16 protein-coding genes and 1 pseudogene are annotated in these 20152 nt (G+C 41.6%); 8 read left to right on the forward strand and 9 right to left on the reverse strand.

Annotation, left to right across the window (positions count from 1 at the left end):
• Positions 1–25: 25 nt before the first annotated feature.
• On the reverse strand, positions 26–637 hold the full coding sequence (locus L4C39_RS11305; RefSeq protein WP_113798280.1) for a beta-phosphoglucomutase family hydrolase: 612 nt from the start codon (positions 635–637) through the stop codon (positions 26–28).
• 86 nt (positions 638–723) lie between these two features.
• Here L4C39_RS11305 and arfB point away from each other — a divergent pair, with 86 nt between their 5' ends.
• From arfB to L4C39_RS11325, 4 genes are all read left to right on the forward strand, one after another.
• Entirely contained in the window at positions 724–1134 is a 411-nt protein-coding gene (gene arfB / locus L4C39_RS11310; protein WP_017053467.1) for an alternative ribosome rescue aminoacyl-tRNA hydrolase ArfB, read from the forward strand.
• Positions 1135–1299: 165 nt separating this feature from the next.
• Positions 1300–3066 carry a methyl-accepting chemotaxis protein gene (locus tag L4C39_RS11315; protein ID WP_429746153.1) on the forward strand — a complete coding sequence of 589 codons (1767 nt, stop codon included), beginning with the start codon at positions 1300–1302 and terminating at the stop codon, positions 3064–3066.
• A gap of 162 nt (positions 3067–3228) precedes the next feature.
• Positions 3229–3678: a dCMP deaminase family protein gene (locus L4C39_RS11320; protein WP_017053469.1), complete on the forward strand. Its 450-nt coding sequence runs from the start codon at positions 3229–3231 to the stop codon at positions 3676–3678.
• A gap of 467 nt (positions 3679–4145) precedes the next feature.
• On the forward strand, positions 4146–7127 hold the full coding sequence (locus L4C39_RS11325) for a ligand-binding sensor domain-containing protein (protein WP_429745968.1): 2982 nt from the start codon (positions 4146–4148) through the stop codon (positions 7125–7127).
• Positions 7128–7244: 117 nt separating this feature from the next.
• Here the strand turns inward: L4C39_RS11325 and L4C39_RS11330 are convergent, their stop codons facing one another.
• From L4C39_RS11330 to L4C39_RS11340, 3 genes are all read right to left on the reverse strand, one after another.
• Positions 7245–8873, reverse strand: a complete 1629-nt coding sequence (locus L4C39_RS11330; RefSeq protein WP_429745970.1) for an NAD(P)/FAD-dependent oxidoreductase — start codon at positions 8871–8873, stop codon at positions 7245–7247.
• A 199-nt stretch (positions 8874–9072) separates the two neighbouring features.
• Positions 9073–9546: a PP2C family protein-serine/threonine phosphatase gene (locus L4C39_RS11335; RefSeq protein WP_429745972.1), complete on the reverse strand. Its 474-nt coding sequence runs from the start codon at positions 9544–9546 to the stop codon at positions 9073–9075.
• A gap of 17 nt (positions 9547–9563) precedes the next feature.
• Positions 9564–9959: a hypothetical protein gene (locus tag L4C39_RS11340; RefSeq protein ID WP_429745974.1), complete on the reverse strand. Its 396-nt coding sequence runs from the start codon at positions 9957–9959 to the stop codon at positions 9564–9566.
• A gap of 277 nt (positions 9960–10236) precedes the next feature.
• On the opposite strand from L4C39_RS11340, the gene L4C39_RS11345 reads away from it, so the two are divergent.
• Together L4C39_RS11345 and L4C39_RS11350 are read left to right on the forward strand one after the other, a co-directional pair.
• Positions 10237–10887 carry a DsbA family oxidoreductase gene (locus tag L4C39_RS11345; RefSeq protein WP_113798294.1) on the forward strand — a complete coding sequence of 217 codons (651 nt, stop codon included), beginning with the start codon at positions 10237–10239 and terminating at the stop codon, positions 10885–10887.
• 65 nt (positions 10888–10952) lie between these two features.
• Complete coding sequence (locus L4C39_RS11350) at positions 10953–11543, forward strand: TetR/AcrR family transcriptional regulator (RefSeq protein ID WP_113798296.1); 591 nt, start codon at positions 10953–10955, stop codon at positions 11541–11543.
• A gap of 219 nt (positions 11544–11762) precedes the next feature.
• On the opposite strand, the gene L4C39_RS11355 is transcribed toward L4C39_RS11350, so the two are convergent.
• Positions 11763–12311 (reverse strand): carboxymuconolactone decarboxylase family protein, encoded by a 549-nt coding sequence (locus L4C39_RS11355; protein WP_113798298.1) that lies wholly within the window; start codon positions 12309–12311, stop codon positions 11763–11765.
• 298 nt (positions 12312–12609) lie between these two features.
• Here L4C39_RS11355 and L4C39_RS11360 point away from each other — a divergent pair.
• Positions 12610–12896: pseudogene (locus L4C39_RS11360) on the forward strand (integrase core domain-containing protein); the annotation flags it as partial.
• A gap of 267 nt (positions 12897–13163) precedes the next feature.
• On the opposite strand, the gene tdh reads toward L4C39_RS11360, so the two are convergent.
• From tdh to L4C39_RS11380, 4 genes are all read right to left on the reverse strand, one after another.
• Entirely contained in the window at positions 13164–14195 is a 1032-nt protein-coding gene (gene tdh / locus L4C39_RS11365; RefSeq protein WP_429745977.1) for an L-threonine 3-dehydrogenase, read from the reverse strand.
• Between the two features lie 19 nt (positions 14196–14214).
• Complete coding sequence (locus L4C39_RS11370; protein ID WP_113798314.1) at positions 14215–15411, reverse strand: glycine C-acetyltransferase; 1197 nt, start codon at positions 15409–15411, stop codon at positions 14215–14217.
• Positions 15412–15803: 392 nt separating this feature from the next.
• Positions 15804–17051: an SGNH/GDSL hydrolase family protein gene (locus L4C39_RS11375; protein ID WP_429745979.1), complete on the reverse strand. Its 1248-nt coding sequence runs from the start codon at positions 17049–17051 to the stop codon at positions 15804–15806.
• A 439-nt stretch (positions 17052–17490) separates the two neighbouring features.
• Positions 17491–18735, reverse strand: coding sequence for an MDR family MFS transporter (locus L4C39_RS11380; RefSeq protein ID WP_113798318.1), 1245 nt, complete (start codon positions 18733–18735; stop codon positions 17491–17493).
• A gap of 446 nt (positions 18736–19181) precedes the next feature.
• On the opposite strand from L4C39_RS11380, the gene L4C39_RS11385 reads away from it, so the two are divergent.
• Positions 19182–20114, forward strand: a complete 933-nt coding sequence (locus tag L4C39_RS11385; RefSeq protein WP_429745981.1) for a LysR family transcriptional regulator — start codon at positions 19182–19184, stop codon at positions 20112–20114.
• The last annotated feature ends 38 nt before the right edge of the window (positions 20115–20152 follow it).

Below are 20152 nucleotides of genomic sequence, written 5' to 3' on the forward strand. Positions count from 1 at the left end.
TTTGAGTCGAAAATTCCCTAATAACTTAGTCTGTCGCTTGTGAAACCGGATGAAACTCTAAGCGTCCATCCACCACTAAGTAACAATCCATTCCTGCGGCATGCGCTGCCATTTTGCCAAGATGAGTATCCTCAAAGACCACGCATTGTGTCGATTCTAGCGCTAACTCTTTTGCTGCTTGCAAGAAAGTATCAGGCGCGGGCTTATGATTGTCGACATCAGTAGCGGAAACCATGGCGTCTAACCTATCTAACAGCTGTGCTTTTTTGAGTAAACGAGTCGCGCTTTCTCTTTGACTTCCCGTTCCTACCGCTAGCTTTTTCTTACCAAGATTGTCTAACAATATCTGGTATGTACATTCAATCACTTCACCATGATGCTCCAAGGCGGCAAAACTCTGCATTTTAAATTTAGAAACCTGCTTAGCATCTAAATTCAGACCATACTTTTGGTTCACTTGTCCGATAATTTTAAAGCTGGGCATTCCTCCTAGGCTATGCAACCAATCCATATCAAATGGAAATTCAAACTGATTGGCTGTTTTCTCCCACGCATCAAGGTGCGCAGGCATAGTATCAATGAGTGTGCCATCCATATCAAAGATCAAACCTTGATAACTACTAAGATCAATACTCATATTTACACCTATTAAAAACAAAGTTGTACTACCTTAGCGAAGATTAAGTAGAATGTATGGGATTTTTACTAAGGCCCTCTCTATCTATGCTTCAAATATCTAACGCCGTCACAATTCAAAGCTGGGAAATCCAACTCACAGCGATACGAGCCCAAGGTGCTGGCGGACAAAATGTCAATAAAGTGTCGAGCGCCATCCATCTTAGGTTTGATATCCACCATTCAACGCTTCCTGATTTTTACAAACAGAGGTTGTTAGCTTTAAAAGATCAACGCATCACTAAAGAAGGTGTCATCATCATTAAAGCGCAGCAATATAGAACACAAGAACAAAATCGTGACGATGCCCTAGCTCGCTTAAAAGCATTAGTCATCTCTGCAACCACAGTTCAAAAAAACCGACGAGAAACCAAACCAACTCGATCTTCACAACGGAAGCGACTCGATAAAAAAGCACAAAAAGGCGCAACAAAAAAATTAAGAGGAAAGTTAATCTAGTTTTATTCTTATCTATCATACTGTTAGTTACAACTGTCATTATTGTGACGTTTGTTTGTCATAAATTTGTAACATTAATAATAATAAACTCAATTAATCTTACTATATGGTGAGACCTATGAGTGCGATGCATTAAATATGAATTTATAAGAGCAAGGAAGTATGATGAGCATAAAGCAAAAGCTATACCTGTTAGGTGTTATCGCTATTTTAGGCGTTCTTTCCTTACTTTTTGCAACCAACAGTTTCGTTCGGACTTCCAATGAGTTAACCCAAGCCGCTAAGCTTGTTGATAAGCTAGAAATTCGCTTACTCAACTTAAGGCGAAATGAAAAAGATTTTTTACTTCGACACGATCTCAAATACCTCGATAAGTTTTCAAAGAATATTAATACATTCCTGAGTTTGGAAGACGATCTCACCTCAATTTTAACTCAGCAAAACCTCCCTTCGAGTAGTCAATTACGCCAAGATATTCTCAAATACCAAGCAGGATTTGAAAAGTTAGTCCATGCACAAACAGTTCTTGGATTACAGGAAGATACGGGCCTACTTGGTCAATTTTCACAAGAACTAGAAAGCGTAGAGAGCCAAGCAACTGGAGAGCAATTGCTAAATCTGATCCATTTTAATACTAAGGTACTGCACGGAGAGTTCGATGGCTCTTTCCTAGTTGGTATTAACTCAGCGCAGCTACGTAAAAACGCACAACAATTAATCGCTCAAAAAATAGTGGTCGGCCTAAAATACAATACAGGTTTACTTGGAGACACTCGTGCACTCTCACATGCTGTTGAGGAGCAATTTAAAGCGTTTTCGAAAGCGTTAACGACTGAATCTAACTCTCAAACCAACTCTCTTAACACCATAAAAAATATCATTAGCGGTTCAGTCTTACTCATTATCATCCTATTTATCTGGCAAATATCTCGCTCGATTAATACCCAGGTTCAACGGTTACTATTGGTTATTCGACGTATATCTGAAACCAACGACATTGGAATGAGAGCCGATTTAAAAGGAAAAGATGAATTGGTTTCAGTCGGACTTCACTTCAATACCCTACTCGACAAGATCGAGGACCTGGTCTCTGGCTCTCAAGAAAAATCTCACCAATTGACCAGCAGCACGAATAACATGCAAGGCCAATTAGAAGAGGTCATTGAGCAATTCAATGTTCAAGCCGATCACACCACAACCATGGCAACGGCAGTGCAAGAGATGGTCGCAACCATCAATGAGATTTCAGAAAGTACAACGATCGCCGTTGAAGGGGTACAACAGGCAGCAGGTAATGCCGAAAATGGACGTGTAGTGGTTGAATCAACCGTTACGAACATTGGGCAACTCTCTTCAACACTATCGAGCAGTCAACAATCCATCGGTTCACTCAATAGTCATGTCGATAAAATCGGTGGAGCGGTTCACATCATCCAAGAAATTGCAGAGCAAACTAACCTATTAGCCTTAAATGCCGCTATTGAAGCCGCACGAGCGGGCGAACAAGGGCGTGGATTTGCTGTGGTAGCTGATGAAGTGCGAGCGTTGGCCAGCCGAACTCATCAATCAACGGAAGAGATAACCAATGTGGTCTCTGCAATTCAGAGTCAGATGTCGACAGTTGTTGCCGATATCGAACAATGCAATACCCAAGGGCACGAAACCCTCGCCGCGTCAGAGCAATTAGACAATAGTTTGCAACAAATCATCAATGATATGGGCTCGATACAAGCCAACTCTGAACGTATTGCCTCTGCGATTGAAGAGCAAGGGATTGTGATGAATCAAGTGAGCGAATCCATTACAGAGCTCAACACTATCTCAGATAACAACATGCACTCTGCCCAGCAGTGTCTCACCGAGGTAAACACGGTGTCATCTCAAGCAACGGAGATGGATAATGCCGTCGCGGTCTTCAAAACACATAAGTGATCGAAGGCCTATTTATATTAATCAGCCAAAATTGAACTTTGCCCAACTCATTCAATATCATGTGACAGAATTATTTGGGTCAAAGCTGAGAATAGTCTAACTTTGATGTATGATGATTCAATAAGTTAGAAGCGTATTCACGCAACAATAAAGGCAAACACAATGATATCGAAATGGGCAAAACGTTTTTTTCAGATGGCTGAACTCGTTGGTTCATGGAGTAAAGATCCATCAACACAAGTGGGCGCTGTGATCACAAAACACAATCGTATCGTCTCTGTCGGCTTTAATGGATACCCTCATGGCATTTCAGACAGTGCTGAAACAGACGATCGTGAAATGAAATTGCTGAAAACACTACACGCAGAAGAGAATGCCATCCTTTTTGCTAAACGTGATTTAGACATGTGTGATATATGGGTAACGCACTTTCCATGCCCAAACTGCGCGGCGAAAATCATTCAAACAGGCATTACTGCAGTTTATTGTCCTGAGCAGTCAGAAGACTTTCTATCTCGCTGGGGTGATAAAATCAAGATTAGCCAAGATATGTTTTTACAGTCCGGAGTGAAAGTTATTTGGCTACCCATCAGTGAACTAAGCGAAGAGTAACCGAACAATTAAAACGGTGACCGCATACACTGAGATTTAACCCTATTTTTTAGAGCCTGCCTATTTGGCAGGCTTTATTTTTGTCTAATTACTTTCCGGTATTTATTCACCCTATGTATGGCTGACCGCGCGACCTTTTAAGCATTTCAAAGACGAACTTCTTTATTGACGAATAATTTGCATCATTAACATTAATCACTCACACTCAATAACCCATTAGCTCATTAGCTCATTAGCTCATTAGAAAACTGCGATGTTACAACCAAGGATTGAACCAGAGTCACACATTGGACAGCATAACGTTTATTGACTTTCTTATAAATGAGACTACTCATCAGTAACACACCAAAACAGTGTGCTACTTCACCTTATTACTATTTTATAAAAAAAAAGAGCACCAATAATTGAGTGACTATAAGCATTACTCTATTCTGTGGGATTAGAGAATTAATACATTGATAGATTATATGCTTATTCGTTTACTGACTGCTCGCACTCTTTCGATGATGATGTTTGTCGTGTTTTCTCTCGGCAGTGTGTTTTCTTCATCCGCGATGATTCTTGATGAGTACCAATACGAAAATTGGACAAGTCGAGATGGATTACCCCATAACAGTATCAACGCAATCACTCAGACTGATGATGGCTATTTATGGTTTGCCACATGGGAAGGCATCGCTCGATTTAACGGACAAGAGTTCAAACATTTCACCCGCGGTTCTGAAAGTGGATTAGTCGATTCTGGCGTACGAGCATTATATTCAGATACGTCTGGAGGATTATTGGCAGGAGGCGCTCGTGGAGGGCTCGTCTATCGAGAGGCTTATCACTGGTCTTCACTACCAACTATTAAAAATCTAATCAACGCCGTCATTAAACAACCCGACGGTGGAATATGGATTGGTCTTAGTTCTGAAGGACTTATTTTCAGAGCAGAGGCTAATGCTGATAATCAACTCATCCTTCCTAACCTCACCGTTTACCAACTGTCCTTTCGTAAAAATGGGGATCTGCTAGCCTCAACAAGTCGCGGGTTGTATATCATCTCTGGCAAGGCCGTCGAAAATGTCAGTGAGTCTAGTGGGCTCGGTAATACCACCGTTTACTCAGCGGTTGAAGATGATCAAGGTACTATTATCTTGGGCGGAAAAAATGGCGCATGGCAATATAAAGATGGCCGTCTTTCCCGAATACATGAAGCATTGAATCGTTCGATCGTAACTAAAGTCATGATCGACGAGCAAAAAGAGCTGTGGTTTGGTACTCGCAGCCAGGGCGTTTTTCACTACTTCAACCAGCAAATATCATCTTTTTCTGAACAACAAGGTTTATCCCATAACCATGTTCTTTCACTTTATCAGGATCGTGAGAAGTCCATTTGGATTGGGACAAACGGTGGGTTAACTCGTTTACGGAAAGCTCCATTTAACACTTGGGATCAGTCCAAGGGGTTATCTGGCAATTACGTTCGTACCGTACTCGCAAACGGTTCTGGTAAAATCATTGCGGGAACGAGCAATGGCCTCAGCGTGATTGAAGGTGACAAAGTTACCAAATACAGTCCTAATTCAAGCAGCCAAATGGCTCAAAAACAACTATCAGTACTGAGCCTAGCGTCAAGATCAGCAGGTGGAGCTTGGGTAGGGACTTACTCAAAAGGTCTATATCTCTTTGATCAAGGAATATTACAACCTCACTTCTTACCTTCTTTACCGACGAAACAGATCCGTTCCGTTCTGGAAACTTCAGAAGACGAACTATGGGTAGGAACTACAGCAGGGCTAGTTAAATACTCACCTGATGGAAGCTATAAACTATTTACTACTCAAGATGGTCTACCTGACAACTATATCATGGCATTATCCACCGATACTCTTGGGCGAGTATGGGTTGGTACTGGGGTTGGAGTCGCCATTATCGAGAATAACATCGTCGCAACTTTAGACCTCGACCCTCTTGATAAAGCGCAATACGTTTTCGGTTTCTATGCAGAAGAAAACCAAATGTGGATGACAACAGATCGTGGTTTAATTCGCTATCGATTCTCTGATAAAGATTTAAGCTTAGTCGGCAAAAGACATGGACTGCCCATCGATAAACTCTTCCAAGTTCTCGCTGACTCCAACGATTATTTTTGGTTAACGTCAAATCGAGGAATTTGGCGAATATCCCAACATGATGCCAACGCAATCGCGGATGGAACGGCTGAGACACTGACATTTGAGCATTACAACGAACTAGATGGTATGGCAAGTGCGCAGCTCAATGGTGGCTCAAACCCAGCAGCTACGATCGACTCTTCTGGTCAACTTTGGTTTGCTTCTGCGCTTGGCGTGACAGTGACTCACCCACAACGATTCAAGCAGTTAGTTACGCCTACGTTTCCAACGGTTATCGAAAGCGTCATCAGTGATCAACATGAACTTGATCTATCAGATGAAAAAGCCTCTATCTTGCCAGCAGGTACACAGAGAGTCGTCTTTAACTTTGTTGGACTAGGTTTTCAATCATCTCAGCATATTCGCTACAAAACAAAACTCGAAGGGCTCGATTCTGATTGGATAGAACGTGGCTCCCAAGGAATATCTGAGTATACAAACTTAGCTCCGGGCGAGTACAGGTTTGTTGTCAACGCCTACTATTCCTACCACCAAAGTATGCTAAACGAAGCCAGTTATTCATTTACTATCCTGCCTCACTGGTGGCAAAGAGCGAGTATTCAATTATCTATTTTTGCCGGGTTTATTCTTATGATTGCTCTCTCATTCCAATGGCGTGTTAGCCTATTACAGAAATCTGAAATGAGACTCACCTATGAAATAGAGCAAAAAACAAAAGCGCTACAAGTGCAAGCGACTGCATTTAAGAAACAGGCAGAAGAGGATCAACTAACGACCTTACCTAATCGCCGTGCATTTGATGACTGGATTCGAAATACAATCGACCCAAGTGGTATCGAATCACCTAGCACCAAAGCTAATAACATCAAAACTAATAGCATCGAAACTAATAGCATCGAAAAGAACTTCTCTATCGTGATGCTCGATATCGATCACTTTAAAAGGATTAATGACAACTTCGGCCACATCATAGGCGATGAAGTGTTAAGAAAAATTGGTCAATCTCTCAAACCATATATACAGGAAGATTGTTTCATTGCTCGTTGGGGCGGCGAAGAGTTTGTCATTGGCACGATTGGTTGGAAACCTTCAGAGGTTTACGATTTTTGCCAACAACTCAACCAGTTAATTAAGCATTTAGACTACTCAACAGTAGCAGATAAACTCTCTACGACCATCAGTATTGGCATTGTAAACGCCTCGACCAGTCACGATTTTGAAGATTTACTACGTATCGCAGACGACGCTCTGTTTCAGGTAAAACACTCAGGTCGCGACGGGATATACGTGTGTGAAGAACCACAAGAGCAAATCACCAGTCATGTTTAAAATTCATTAAAAAGGGATCCTAGACAAGGATCCCTTTGATGAAGGTCGATACTATCATCATTGATATTATCGGCTGCTTTTTGGCTTCGATTGTTATCTTAAGCCTCTATTAAGGTCTTAAGCTTCTACACCTTTCAACATATCTAGAGCCACAGCTTCTGCAATCTTAATACCGTCAATGCCAGCGGATAAAATACCACCAGCGTAACCAGCACCTTCACCACCAGGGTAAAGACCTTGAGTATTAATACTTTGGAAATCTTTGCCTCGTTTGATCTGCACTGGAGATGAAGTACGTGTTTCTACTCCAGTCAGCATTGCGTCTTTACTGTCGAACCCACGAATTTTCTTAGCGAATGCAGGCAATGCTTCACGAATAGCTTCAATTGCAAAATCTGGTAATGAATCCGTTAGATCGGTCATTTTCACGTTTGGCTTGTAAGATGGCTCCACCGCTTCAAAAGGTTTACCTTTACCCGCAGCTAAGAAATCACCCACCATTTGTGCAGGTGCATCGTAGTTGCTGCCACCCATGATGTAAGCATTTCGCTCAAGTTTACGCTGCAGTGCAACGCCTTGTAGTGGATCGTTATCAAAATCTTCAGGAGAAACACCCACCACAATCGCACTGTTCGCATTACGTTCACTACGTGAATATTGGCTCATGCCATTAGTTACAACCGCATGCTCTTCAGAGGTCGCAGCAACAACTACACCGCCCGGACACATACAGAAGCTATATACTGAACGACCATTTTTACAGTGGTGAACAAGTTTATAGTCTGCCGCGCCTAACAGTGGGTGACCTGCGTTTTTACCAAAGCGAGCTTGGTCGATCATCTCTTGCTTATGTTCAATACGGAAACCGATCGAGAAAGATTGCGCTTCTAAGTGAACTTCTTTGTCGTGCAGCATTTGGAAAGTATCACGAGCACTGTGCCCGATGGCAGCCACGACATGGTTACTGCTTATCACTTCGCCACCGTTTAAAGTCACGCCTGTTACTTTTCTTGCATCGCCCGAACCTTCGATGTTGATCTCTTCCACACGAGTTTCAAAACGGATTTCACCACCAAGTTCGATGATTTTACGGCGCATTTTCTCAACCATAGTCACTAACTTGTAAGTACCAATATGTGGTTTGCTTACATAGATAATTTCAGAAGGAGCACCCGCAAGTACAAACTCTTGCTTCACTTTTAAGCCTAAAAAGCCTGGATCTTTCACTTGGCTGTATAACTTACCGTCAGAGAATGTACCCGCACCGCCTTCACCAAACTGAACGTTAGACTCTGTATTCAGTTTGCTAGTACGCCAAAAACGGAATGTATCTTTTGCGCGTTCATGTACTGATTTTCCGCGTTCTAATACAATCGGTTTGAAACCCATTTGCGCTAAAATTAGTGCCACAAATAATCCACATGGTCCCATACCAATCACGATTGGACGCTCAGTCAAGTTCGCTGGTGCATTCGCAACGTATTTGTATTCTGTATCTGGAGAGACACGTACATTTGGATCTTCAGCAAACCCTTCTAACAGTTTGTCTTCATCCACATTTTGCAAAGTAACATCTAGCGTGTAGATCAGCGTAATTTGGTTCTTTTTTCGTGCATCATAACCACGTTTGAATACATGGATATCAACCAGTTGTTGTTCAGTTAAAGATAATGCTTTTAATACATAACCTTGTAGTGCATTTTCACTGTGATCCAGCGGTAATTTTACTTGGTTGAGACGAATCATAATTCACCTGATAATTGGACGAAAAAATAAGCGCGTAGTTTACGTGATCTATCTCAAAAATGTAATAACATTGTCACGTTAAAACTAATGGGATGACTGCTTAAGGTTTTCCGTATATTTATCTCTAATTACCCATCGAAAAGATCGACCAGATTAGTCATTTATCCCCCGCACTCTCCGTACCAAGTTCATATCCATATCAAAAATTATCCAACGAGTAATAGCCATTCCACAACCGATCACCAGTTCCCTTCTCGATGACCTCGTACACATAGCTTCGACTGCTCTCATTCAAAATATTGACCACCTTGAAACCATCGATGGTGTTATTCACTTTCAGCGCTGAGGGAATCGCACAATCAAGCGTCTTTTTATGTATATCGATAGCCGACTTCATTGGGAGTTCAGTTACGCTGACAATCAGACTCATCGCATTATCTTGGCTATTTGAATTGAGCGCTTCTTGGCATAAGGTTTGAGCCGTTTTTTCTGGGTTGTGATCTCCTTTTTCAAGCCGTGCTGCTATTTGATCTTGAGGTAGGTAGTCATGCACACCATCAGTAGTCAGAAGGAAAAAATCACCGGCCTCTAAGCTGAGGGATTGGTAATCCACGTCAAGCCTATTATCGATGCCCAACGCACGCGTTAGATACCCCGAAGTTCCGCAGCTCATACGTTGGTGATCACCAGTTAATAGTGTGAGTCTCCTCCCCTGAACCTATAAATTCGGCTATCCCCGACATGGAATATATGCGCGGTATTCGACTTGAACACAATAGAACTGAACGTTGTCACCAATCCGTTATGTGGTAAGTTCGAGTTTTGTTCACCGTTCTGCGTGCTTTGGCTGGTTCTGCTCAATTTGTTTGATTGAATAAGTCGGCTATGATCATGGTTATGGTGCTCACTTTCTATTACGCCTTGGTGACATCCCGCATTAACGGCTTGATCAACCAATACGTCCATTAACGGTTGGCATTGATGAACGGCGACTAGAATAATAGCAAGCACCATAACCATACGGGCCAATTGAGCGAAAAGAGCCTGTGACGTTAAGCTCTTCTTTATAAAGTGTTGTGTTAACAAGGGGCTGCCCAATCTTTGCTAAAAATAGAGCGCGCAGTCTAAAGAGGATAGGAATAGGGTACTAATGATATATTTAGGATAATACTATGCATCAAGCGCATAGTTTAAAATGGCATTATTGCTTATCCTACTTAAGCCCGAAATCAGAAGACGCAGCATTAAGCGCAGCTAATCTTTCGGTTACATTATTACTTCTCTTTTGGATTAAAAAGTGACATGATAACCCCAAAATTGAACGATCGTTCACATTTGAATTGTAAAGAATAAGTGATGTGTTATGAACAATAAAATTAAACTAGACATTATCTCTGACGTGGTTTGCCCTTGGTGTATCATTGGCTACAACAACCTACAAGCGGCTATCCAAGAGTTAAATATTGCGGATAAAGTCGATATTGAATGGCTTCCCTTTGAACTCAATCCTGATATGCCCGCAGAAGGTGAAAACTTGCGCGATCACGTAAAAAGAAAATACGGATCGAGCCCAGAAGAGAGCACTCAAGCGCGCACTCGTATTGCACAGGCGGGAGCAGAACACGGTTTCGAATTTAATTATTTTGATGACATGAAAATGGTCAATACATTAGAAGCCCATGTATTACTCGACTATGCAAAAACCAAAGGCAAACAAACGGAACTCAAACTGCGACTATTTCATGCGTTTTTCAGTGAACAAAAAGACGTATCTGATCACTCAGTCTTAAGAGCAGAGTTGATTGCTGTCGGTTTAGATGCTGAAGAGGGAATGACTTGGCTAACTAAACCAGAGCTTAAAGAAGAAATACGCACGCAAGAAGCAATTTGGCAACAAAATGGTGTATCTGGCGTTCCTACGGTTGTTTTTAATCGTGAGTCGGCCGTCACAGGTGCACACCCAGTTGAGAACTACAAACAATTCTTAAGTGAATTAGTCAATCAACTTGATTAACAATTAGCGCGAGCTTACTGGTTTGCGCAAATCAGCAAGCATCAACGAATCCATGAGGCAGCACCATGAGTAGAAAAGCACAATTTGATCGTGACGATGTAATCACAAAGGCAAAAGATCTCTATTGGGCGAAAGGGTATCACGGCACATCCATGCGCACGCTTCAAGAAGCACTCGACATGCGCTCTGGCAGTATTTACGCCGCATTCGGAAGTAAAGATAACCTCTTCATTGAGGCGATCCAACGCTATGCGCAAGATGATGGTAAAACACTCGCAGAAAGTATGGCGAACAGCGATTCTCAAATTGATGGCTTGAAAACGTTTATCCGCAAAATTATTCTTAGCAACCGCGATTCCGCACCAAGTGGGATGTGTATGTTAGTAAAGTCCGTGTCAGAATTGACTGAAGCGGATAACCCAGAACTATTCGCGGTGGTAACTGAATTACTCGGTCGTATTCAAACAACCTTGGTAGAAAGTATGAAAACGGCTATCCACAATGGCGAAATCCATTCGGATAAAGATCCTGTTGAACTTGCTTGTTATATTCAGGTACAAATTATCGGCCTAAGAACCTTTGCTCGTGCGACCAATGAGTTCGACGTTGTTGAACGGTTCATTGATGACATTTTTGTCAGTGGTCCTTTTAAATAAAGCCGATTTTACTTACATAATATTAGCCTGGCCTTCATGTTGGGCTCTATTGTTTTTATCGTTGATTTATCTTACTAAAACGCAATAAAAAAACGGAACACAGTCTACCTGCATTCCGTCTTATCATTATTCCAATGAACCCATCAACTAAAACCAAACGCCATATCAACGCCTAGTGATTTACCCTACGAAAAGTCAACAAGCCCTAGTGTTATTACCTTATTTAGTCCAAGCAAATTGCTCAAACATTGGGTCTACCGGTGTTTTCGCTACGTGGTTCACGTAATTGCTGATCACTTTTTGAGATAAACCAAGGATCACTTCAAGCACTTGTTGCTGACCGTAACCAGCAGCAAAGAATGCGTTCATCTCTTCATCCGAGACATTACCGCGCTCACGAACTACAGACAGTGTAAAATCATGCAGCGCTTGCAGTTTTTCAGTTGGCATTGCTTCTTGATTACGTAGCGCTTCTGTCAATGCCGGATCAACTTTCATTGAGTGTGCGATAGCAGTATGCGCCGGAACACAAAACTTACATTCATGTTCTACATTGATGGTTTGCCACACAACCGTTAACTCTTCTGCATCAAATGAAGTGTTAGTGAACTGCTGATGAAGTTGCTGGTATGCCTTCAGAGTCTCCGGGGATTCAGCCATCACTGCGTATAAACCGGGAATTGAGCCCATTTGCTTAACCGCACCTTCTAACATTGATTTACTTTTTTCTGGTGCTGTTTCGACTGTGTGAAATTTAAAATCACTCATTATTATAACTCCGAAGATTAACTATTTAAAAAGTAAGGCTCATCTCCATTAGAGAAGAACTCTGCTGAGGAGCACTGCGCCCTCATTGATGGAATGAACTATAAACAATAAAGAACGATCGTTCAATAACTTATTTGAACATTCGTTCAAGATTGGTACGTACAAATACTATCCATTTGATTTTAATGAATATTATTTTTCATGTTTTATACTGTTAATCTTTACCAAAACACTATTTCCACTCAATTTATGAACAACCGTTCTAAAATGAGTTAGCTTAGCGTTCCTCCCCTACTTTGATCCTGCAACTCACGATACAGACAGAAAATGCCGCCAATTACTGTGGTGTTTCCAGATGAAGCAAAGCTTATTTCGACGAGGAAATTGCGGGGATATGCACTAATGGAGCGTTTCTTTAGAAGTTTGAAGACAAAATGGCTTTATGAAGCTCAACAAGAAATGACTCGCTACGTAATTCAGTATTACTGTCAGGTCAGACCCCATAAATATAATGGAGGGCTGACACCCAACGAGTCAGAACGATTGTTCTGGTTAAACTCTAAGCACGTGGCCAATTTCAGTTGATCACTACAATTCAAACTGATCTACGCGGAGACAAAAGGTAAGAAAAATCGAAGTGTGCCTATTTCCTCTGCTTTACATCAAGAGGTTTTAGACATTACTGTAAGTGGTCCTGAAACATTTAATACAAGCGGTTCACCTTAACCCTCTTGAAAATTAGTGACGACAAAGTGGCGGCACTTATCATTTTCAGTCAGTTTTCCTCGGTTAAAACGCAAAAAAGGCGACAGTTTTACCTGTCGCCTTTTACTATTTAAAGCTGGAAATCATCTATTCCCAATCAAGGATAACTTTGCCTGAAAGCCCGCTACGCATAGCGTCAAAGCCTTTTTGGAAGTCATCAATCTTGAAGTGGTGCGTGATGATTGGTGTTAGATCTAGGCCAGATTGAATCAAAGAAGCCATTTTGTACCACGTTTCGAACATTTCACGACCGTAAATGCCTTTGATCACCAAGCCTTTGAAAATCACTTGGTTCCAATCGATGCACATATCTGATGGTGGAATACCTAGCAACGCAATCTTACCGCCGTGATTCATGTTCGTCAGCATGCTGTTAAATGCAGATGGGTTACCTGACATTTCCATACCAACATCAAAACCTTCCGTCATGCCTAGATCAGCCATCACATCTTCAAGTTTTTCGTTCATAACGTTTACTGCGCGAGTGACACCCATTTTTTGAGCCAACTCTAAGCGGTATTCGTTCACATCTGTGATCACCACATGGCGAGCACCTGCGTGTTTCGCAACCGCAGCTGCCATGATACCAATTGGGCCAGCGCCGGTGATCAGCACATCTTCACCAACCAAATCGAATGACAATGCAGTGTGTACTGCGTTACCAAACGGGTCAAAAATAGACGCTAGATCATCTGAAATTTCAGCCGGGATCTTAAATGCATTGAATGCAGGGATCACAAGGAATTCAGAGAACGCACCAGTACGGTTCACACCAACACCCGTAGTATTACGACAAAGGTGAGTACGACCGCCACGGCAGTTACGACAGTGACCACATGTAATATGACCTTCGCCAGATACACGATCACCAATTTCGAAACCGCGAACTTCTTGGCCAATGCCGACCACTTCACCTACGTATTCATGACCCACAACCATAGGTACAGGAATCGTCTTCTGTGACCATTCATCCCAGTTGTAAATATGTACGTCTGTACCACAAATTGCCGTTTTCTTAATACGGATAAGAATATCATTATGACCCATTTCAGGTTTCTCAACCTCGGTCATCCAAATGCCTTCTTCAGGCTTTAGTTTTGATAGTGCTTTAATCTTCATAATTATTCCTCTCGCCTGATTAAGCGATGATCTCCATGTCTTTACCTACTTGGATAAAGGCATCAATGGCACGATCTAACTGTTCACGAGTATGAGCAGCCGACATTTGTGTACGAATACGAGCTTGGCCTTTTGGCACAACAGGGAAAGAGAACGCGACAACGTAGATATCTTTTTCTAACGCACGCTCTGCGAATTCAGCTGCTAATTTTGCGTCGCCTAACATGATTGGAATGATAGCGTGATCAGCACCGCCCATAGTGAAACCAGCAGCTTCCATACGAGTACGGAAGTGTGCAGAATTTTCCCACAGTTGAGTGCGTAGGTCGCCAGATTCAGCAAGCAGATCAAGCACACGAATTGAAGCAGAAACAATTGCAGGAGCAACAGAGTTTGAGAATAGGTACGGACGAGAACGCTGACGTAACCAGTCGATCACCTCTTTCTTACCTGATGTGTAACCGCCTGATGCGCCACCCATTGCTTTTCCTAGCGTACCAGTAATAATATCGATACGGTCGATAACGTCGTGGTGTTCGTGAGTACCCGCGCCATTTTCGCCCATGAAGCCAACTGCGTGAGAGTCATCTACCATCACAAGTGCTTCGTATTTATCCGCTAGGTCACAGATAGCTGGAAGGTTCGCAACCACACCGTCCATAGAGAACACACCATCAGTTACGATAAGTGTATGGCGAGCACCCGCTTCTTTTGCTGCAATTAATTGCGCTTCAAGTTCTTCCATGTTGTTGTTCGCGTAACGGAAACGCATCGCTTTACAAAGACGAACGCCATCAATGATAGAAGCGTGGTTTAGTGCATCTGAGATGATTGCATCTTCTTTGCCTAAAATAGTCTCAAATAGACCCGCGTTAGCATCAAAACAAGATGTGTATAAGATCGTGTCTTCTTTGCCTAGGAAAGTAGACAGTTTTTCTTCTAGCACTTTATGTGAGTCTTGAGTACCACAGATAAAGCGAACAGACGCCATACCGAAACCGTGCTCATCCATGCCGCCTTTTGCTGCTTCGATGAGGGCTGGGTGGTTAGCTAAACCAAGGTAGTTATTAGCACAAAAGTTCAGTACTTCTTGGCCTGTTGAGATAGAAACTGACGCTTTTTGTGCTGAAGTGATGATACGTTCTGATTTGTATAAACCATCATTTTTCACTTCTTCAATTTGATTTTGAATCTGTTGGTAAAATGCTGAAGACATTATCCAATTCCTTCCTAGTTATTATGAATAGTAACTTTAGAGTCACTTTTTCGTAGGGGGACAAAAATCATTCGCTATATGGCTTACATTTACTAAAAAACCATAGTGTGAGCTGAATCACTTTTGCTCTAAAACCGTTGTCATCATTGTAGTTCATCCATTTGATTTCGATTATCCCTCAAGGTGGAAAAGCATTAGTGAATTCAAAGCACAAATATAACGGTCATTCCCTCTTACCATTACTGACGTATTTTATTGTGGACTATAGAGAAGATAATGTCCGGCTAGACCCAATAAAAAAGCGACCTAATTTAAAAACTAGATCGCTTACATCCATAATCACTAGAAAAGAAGTCAAAATCTAAACTGCGATACTGGCAATAGAGTAAAGATTAGAAATTAAATCGATCTAATCCCTTCTCTAGCATTTGATCAGCTATGTATCTATGCGCTGCCGTAGTTGGGTGCGTAACCCCCCAAAATACATATTTATCAGAACCATTTGCCGCACAATCATTCGTTAGGCTATGACTCAGTAAATAATCAACAGAAGAGCTTCGATTAATATTCAAACAGGCATCACTAGCATTTGCAAAGCCATGCTGAGTCGGATTACCCGTTAACTCTTCAAACAGTGTGTATGTATCATACAGCGTCACATTATACCCTTGCAGAATATAGTAAGCCGCTTGCTCTTGAATGAAACTATTAAAAGCGATTATTTTTGCACGAACTTTAGTAATCTCTTCTGTCGTTGAATACTTAAATTGCGGTGCTTTTGTTGCATCAGGCAGAGTCATCAATAAAATATTTTTTGCCCCAGCATCGGTCAAGCGAACAAGTGCGCTGCTATAATCCGCTTTTACGTCTCCAACCTCACGGTTGTAATTCATAAAGTCATTGAGGCCAAACTCTAAAGTAAATAGAGTATTTTCTGGGTTATAGTTCTTTGCCATCTTCATATAAGTAAGGTATGACGTCACTTGATCATAAACACCAGTCAAAGCAACATACTGATTGGTCCCTGCAGCACCACCTACCGCCCAATTGTAGAGGGGCAAGTTTTTTGCGTTCGCAATGTATTCCGTCCATACAAAACCATTAGAGAAATGGCCCAAGAACCACGAGTTCGGATTGGGGAAACGCCACTGGGCAGCATTAAAGATATTACCGGTATCAGAGAGGCTATCTCCAAAAGCAACCATGCGATTAATCTGATTTGGTTGCATCACCGCATCATTGGTCCATATCGAATGGTTATATGAAAAACGATTATCTGCCGCAAAATAGGTCATATCGACATTTTCTCTGTCCATGCCTAACGTTTCGCTACAGCGTTGCTTAATTAGTTCTTGAGGTGTATCGGTATAAAACAGGTTTTTAAAAGAGGTCGACGACCACCAATATCCATCAACTTTTAGGTAGTTACCTTCGGAATTCTTCGCCCACTCCCAATCAGAAGCAGAGTCGTCATGTGAATTACTGGTGCGGTACCAACAACGCACATAGGTATAGGTTTCTTTACCTTGAACGCCACTGACTTGTGCCGCAGTAATCGATTCAGGAACAACGACGGTTTCTGTTGCCGCCGTAACAGTAAAAGGCAATATTGCGCTAAGTAGAATAGTCAATTTTTTCATCGTATCTTTCTTCTTATGATTAAATGACAAACCAAATATAAGACAACCTTATATTTGTAACGATTCAATTTTGAGCAATCACTCTAGTGAGTCAATACAAAACGTATGCAATTGATCTGGTTCTGGTATCAAGATCAATTTATCAATCATAACCTGTACTCTTGGCATTTATAAAACAAACAAGAACACCTACACTCAAGAGCAAAAATGTCGATACCATATATAAGCACTTGCTTTATAAGTAATTTATTAACTACTTCATTATTCCGTTCTACGTTAACTTAATTCGTTTAAGCCGTGAATCTTTACACGAATCATGATTTAAAATTCATCAATTTATATTTTAGAAATCCTCTAACATGCCAATAATATAATAAAGCCACAATCACTATCCGTAATCGTGGCTCTACATAATATTTCTTGCTAACCATAAGCTGTACTAGGTTGTAATGGGTTCTCTCTCTACGTTATCTTCACTGTGTTCTGCTAGCCAATATAGCCAGATCATCACTAAACAGAGGAAGAAGCAGACCCCAAACAGCCAGTTCGAACTAAGTGATTCAATCACTACCCCACCGACAAGAGGTGCAATGGCAAAGCCAAGGGAATACAAGGCGGCAGCTCCAAAGTAGGAACCCCTTAAATGTGCAGGAGCCAAACGGTCGATCTGAACATTTAGCGTCGGGAATGCAATCACCTCCCCCATGCTCAACACAAAACAGGCAATTCCCCATCCAATTGGCCAATCCGCAGGTGTCATTAGAAAGCCGATTTGAGCTGCAGCCATCAGAGCCATACCTATTCGAGTTCGAACAAACAGTGGAATGTGTTCTAACCATTTCAACATCGGGAATTGGAAAATAATAATCGTAAGCGTATTAACGAGTACTAAGCCTGCAATGATTTGCGCAGCATCCGATGTCGATGCTCGTACAATAACCTGAGGAATTGATGATTCAACTTGAGCATAAACAAACATCATAATGAAGTTCGCTAGCATCAATTTAACGAAAATATTGTCTTTGCGGATAACCTTGAGCGTCGCGGAGAAATTGGGCAACATCGATGAATCAGGTTTTGTATGCACTCCTCGCCTCTCTATCCCGAACAGAAGCCAAAACCCGTATACAACGTAAGTCGCCCCAGCAATAAAGAATAAATTTTGCGGCTGGCTCAGCCCAATGGTAATACCGATCAGCGGCCCAATCGCACCACCCAGATTTAACAAAAAATACCGAACGTTCAACGCCAACTCTCGGTCTTTTACATTATCTAAATTATCACCGATGACGGCTTTGGCTGGCGCTTCAATCATTGGGCGCATCAGTCCCGTAATGATGATCAATACATAAAATTGCCAAACCTCACTGGCCAAGCCAATTCCGCTATAAGCGACGGCTGCGATCCAACTTCCGCACACCATGACCCACTTCCGACCAAACTTGTCAGAAATATAGCCTGAATAAAGCCCTGTCACCGCCCCTACAACGGCAGATGATGCCAACATTCCACCCACTTCAACTGCGGTTGCCCCATAATCTTTATATAAGAAGACAATCAAAAATGGCCATGCCATAAAAAAGCTGGTGCGTGCGATTAATGTCCCGACCAATACCGTCCACACTGAAAAATTAAACCTTTGTACTCTTTCAAGCTGAAATAAACTGTCCTCACTTTTGCTCATAGAATCTCCCTTTAACGACCTAACCATTCCGCATTGTGCAACATGCATCACATTTGCATGCTATTTAGCCAGTATAGAAAAGTAACGTTAAAAATAAAGGATAAATTTACTCATGCTATCAAAACAGTATTAATCATTAATATCATAAATAAAGCCCTTGTTTTTATTTCATTTATTTAATAGCGATTACCATCAGTTCGATACTTTATCTGGTACTTATGCATGAGAAAATTATCAATTTTGCCAAACTAATTTACAGCACGGCATCAAGCATGCGTTATTATCAATTTATTTAAAACTCGACAGCTGACCACGCTTTATCCTAGCGAGAAGAATTAAATGCCTGTATTTTGTTATACATAGAGCCGCAAGTAGCAATACACTTATGTTTTCACATGAAAGTGATATGCGTAAACCACTGAATTCAACAACCAAAATGATAAATTATGATTAACCCCAAACTGATTTCTTTATTACCCGATCTTGCTTCATTTATATTGGTAGTGAATGAAGGTAGTTTTACTGCCGCGGCCAAAAAACTCGGAGCAACCCCTTCCGCACTTAGTAAGCTGATTACACGCTTAGAAAATGCGTTATCCGTTAAATTATTTGAGCGCACCACTCGAAAGTTGATCATTACGCAAGCAGGGCAGAAGGTGTATGACCAAAGTGTATTGATGGTTAATGCCGCTCAGCAAGCGGTTGAACTTTCAACGGAAGATCATGCTGAGCCCGCAGGTTCACTCACGGTTGCAGCCCCGGAAGCCTTTCTCAATTCAGTTCTCCAACCTTTCGTTGTGCCTTTTCTCAAACAGTACCCGGAAATCCAACTCAAGCTACGAGCCGCTGATGGCAACATTGATCTGTTTAAGCACAATGTCGATGTAGCGTTCAAATTGACAGATAAACCTGATGAAAATTTGGTATTAAAAGAGATCGGAAAGACGAATCTAGTACTCTGTGCCAGCCCGGATTACTTATCTCAAAAAGGGATTCCGAATCACCCAACAGAACTTGCAACTCATGACTGCCTGTATCTTGCTGAAACTGACAAAGATCATATTTGGGACTTTTTAAAAGATGATGAATTCCACACAGTATCAGTCACTGGCCGTTACGCGGTGAATCACTCTCAAATGCGCTTAAATGGTGTCAAGAATGGTTTAGGGATCGGTATTTTCCATGATTTTGTCATTAAAGATGCGATTTCAGAACGGAGCGTGGTTCAGGTTCTTGATGACTGGACGATTAAGAGTAACTACCACGGTGCGATCGCAATGCAATATGCTCAAACTAAATATATGCCTGCTCGTTTGCGAGTCTTCATTGACTACGCAATCAATAACTTAACTCACAAGCTTTACATCGACCAACAGTAATCTCTCGTTCGAATTATGATAAAAACCTGAGTTCACTT

It is taken from the genome of Vibrio clamense (genome assembly GCF_050337905.1).
GTDB classification, from domain to species: domain Bacteria; phylum Pseudomonadota; class Gammaproteobacteria; order Enterobacterales; family Vibrionaceae; genus Vibrio; species Vibrio cortegadensis.

Coding starts and splice junctions, on each gene's coding strand:
- L4C39_RS11370 (WP_113798314.1), bottom strand. CDS start 15,411: ATGTCTTCAGCATTTTACCAACAGATTCAAAATCAAATTGAAGAAGTG.
- L4C39_RS11305 (WP_113798280.1), bottom strand. CDS start 637: ATGAGTATTGATCTTAGTAGTTATCAAGGTTTGATCTTTGATATGGAT.
- L4C39_RS11380 (WP_113798318.1), bottom strand. CDS start 18,735: ATGAGCAAAAGTGAGGACAGTTTATTTCAGCTTGAAAGAGTACAAAGG.
- L4C39_RS11315 (WP_429746153.1), top strand. CDS start 1,300: ATGAGCATAAAGCAAAAGCTATACCTGTTAGGTGTTATCGCTATTTTA.
- L4C39_RS11345 (WP_113798294.1), top strand. CDS start 10,237: ATGAACAATAAAATTAAACTAGACATTATCTCTGACGTGGTTTGCCCT.
- L4C39_RS11320 (WP_017053469.1), top strand. CDS start 3,229: ATGATATCGAAATGGGCAAAACGTTTTTTTCAGATGGCTGAACTCGTT.
- L4C39_RS11335 (WP_429745972.1), bottom strand. CDS start 9,546: ATGAGCTGCGGAACTTCGGGGTATCTAACGCGTGCGTTGGGCATCGAT.
- L4C39_RS11355 (WP_113798298.1), bottom strand. CDS start 12,311: ATGAGTGATTTTAAATTTCACACAGTCGAAACAGCACCAGAAAAAAGT.
- arfB (WP_017053467.1), top strand. CDS start 724: ATGCTTCAAATATCTAACGCCGTCACAATTCAAAGCTGGGAAATCCAA.
- L4C39_RS11385 (WP_429745981.1), top strand. CDS start 19,182: ATGATTAACCCCAAACTGATTTCTTTATTACCCGATCTTGCTTCATTT.
- L4C39_RS11350 (WP_113798296.1), top strand. CDS start 10,953: ATGAGTAGAAAAGCACAATTTGATCGTGACGATGTAATCACAAAGGCA.
- L4C39_RS11330 (WP_429745970.1), bottom strand. CDS start 8,873: ATGATTCGTCTCAACCAAGTAAAATTACCGCTGGATCACAGTGAAAAT.
- tdh (WP_429745977.1), bottom strand. CDS start 14,195: ATGAAGATTAAAGCACTATCAAAACTAAAGCCTGAAGAAGGCATTTGG.
- L4C39_RS11375 (WP_429745979.1), bottom strand. CDS start 17,051: ATGAAAAAATTGACTATTCTACTTAGCGCAATATTGCCTTTTACTGTT.
- L4C39_RS11325 (WP_429745968.1), top strand. CDS start 4,146: ATGCTTATTCGTTTACTGACTGCTCGCACTCTTTCGATGATGATGTTT.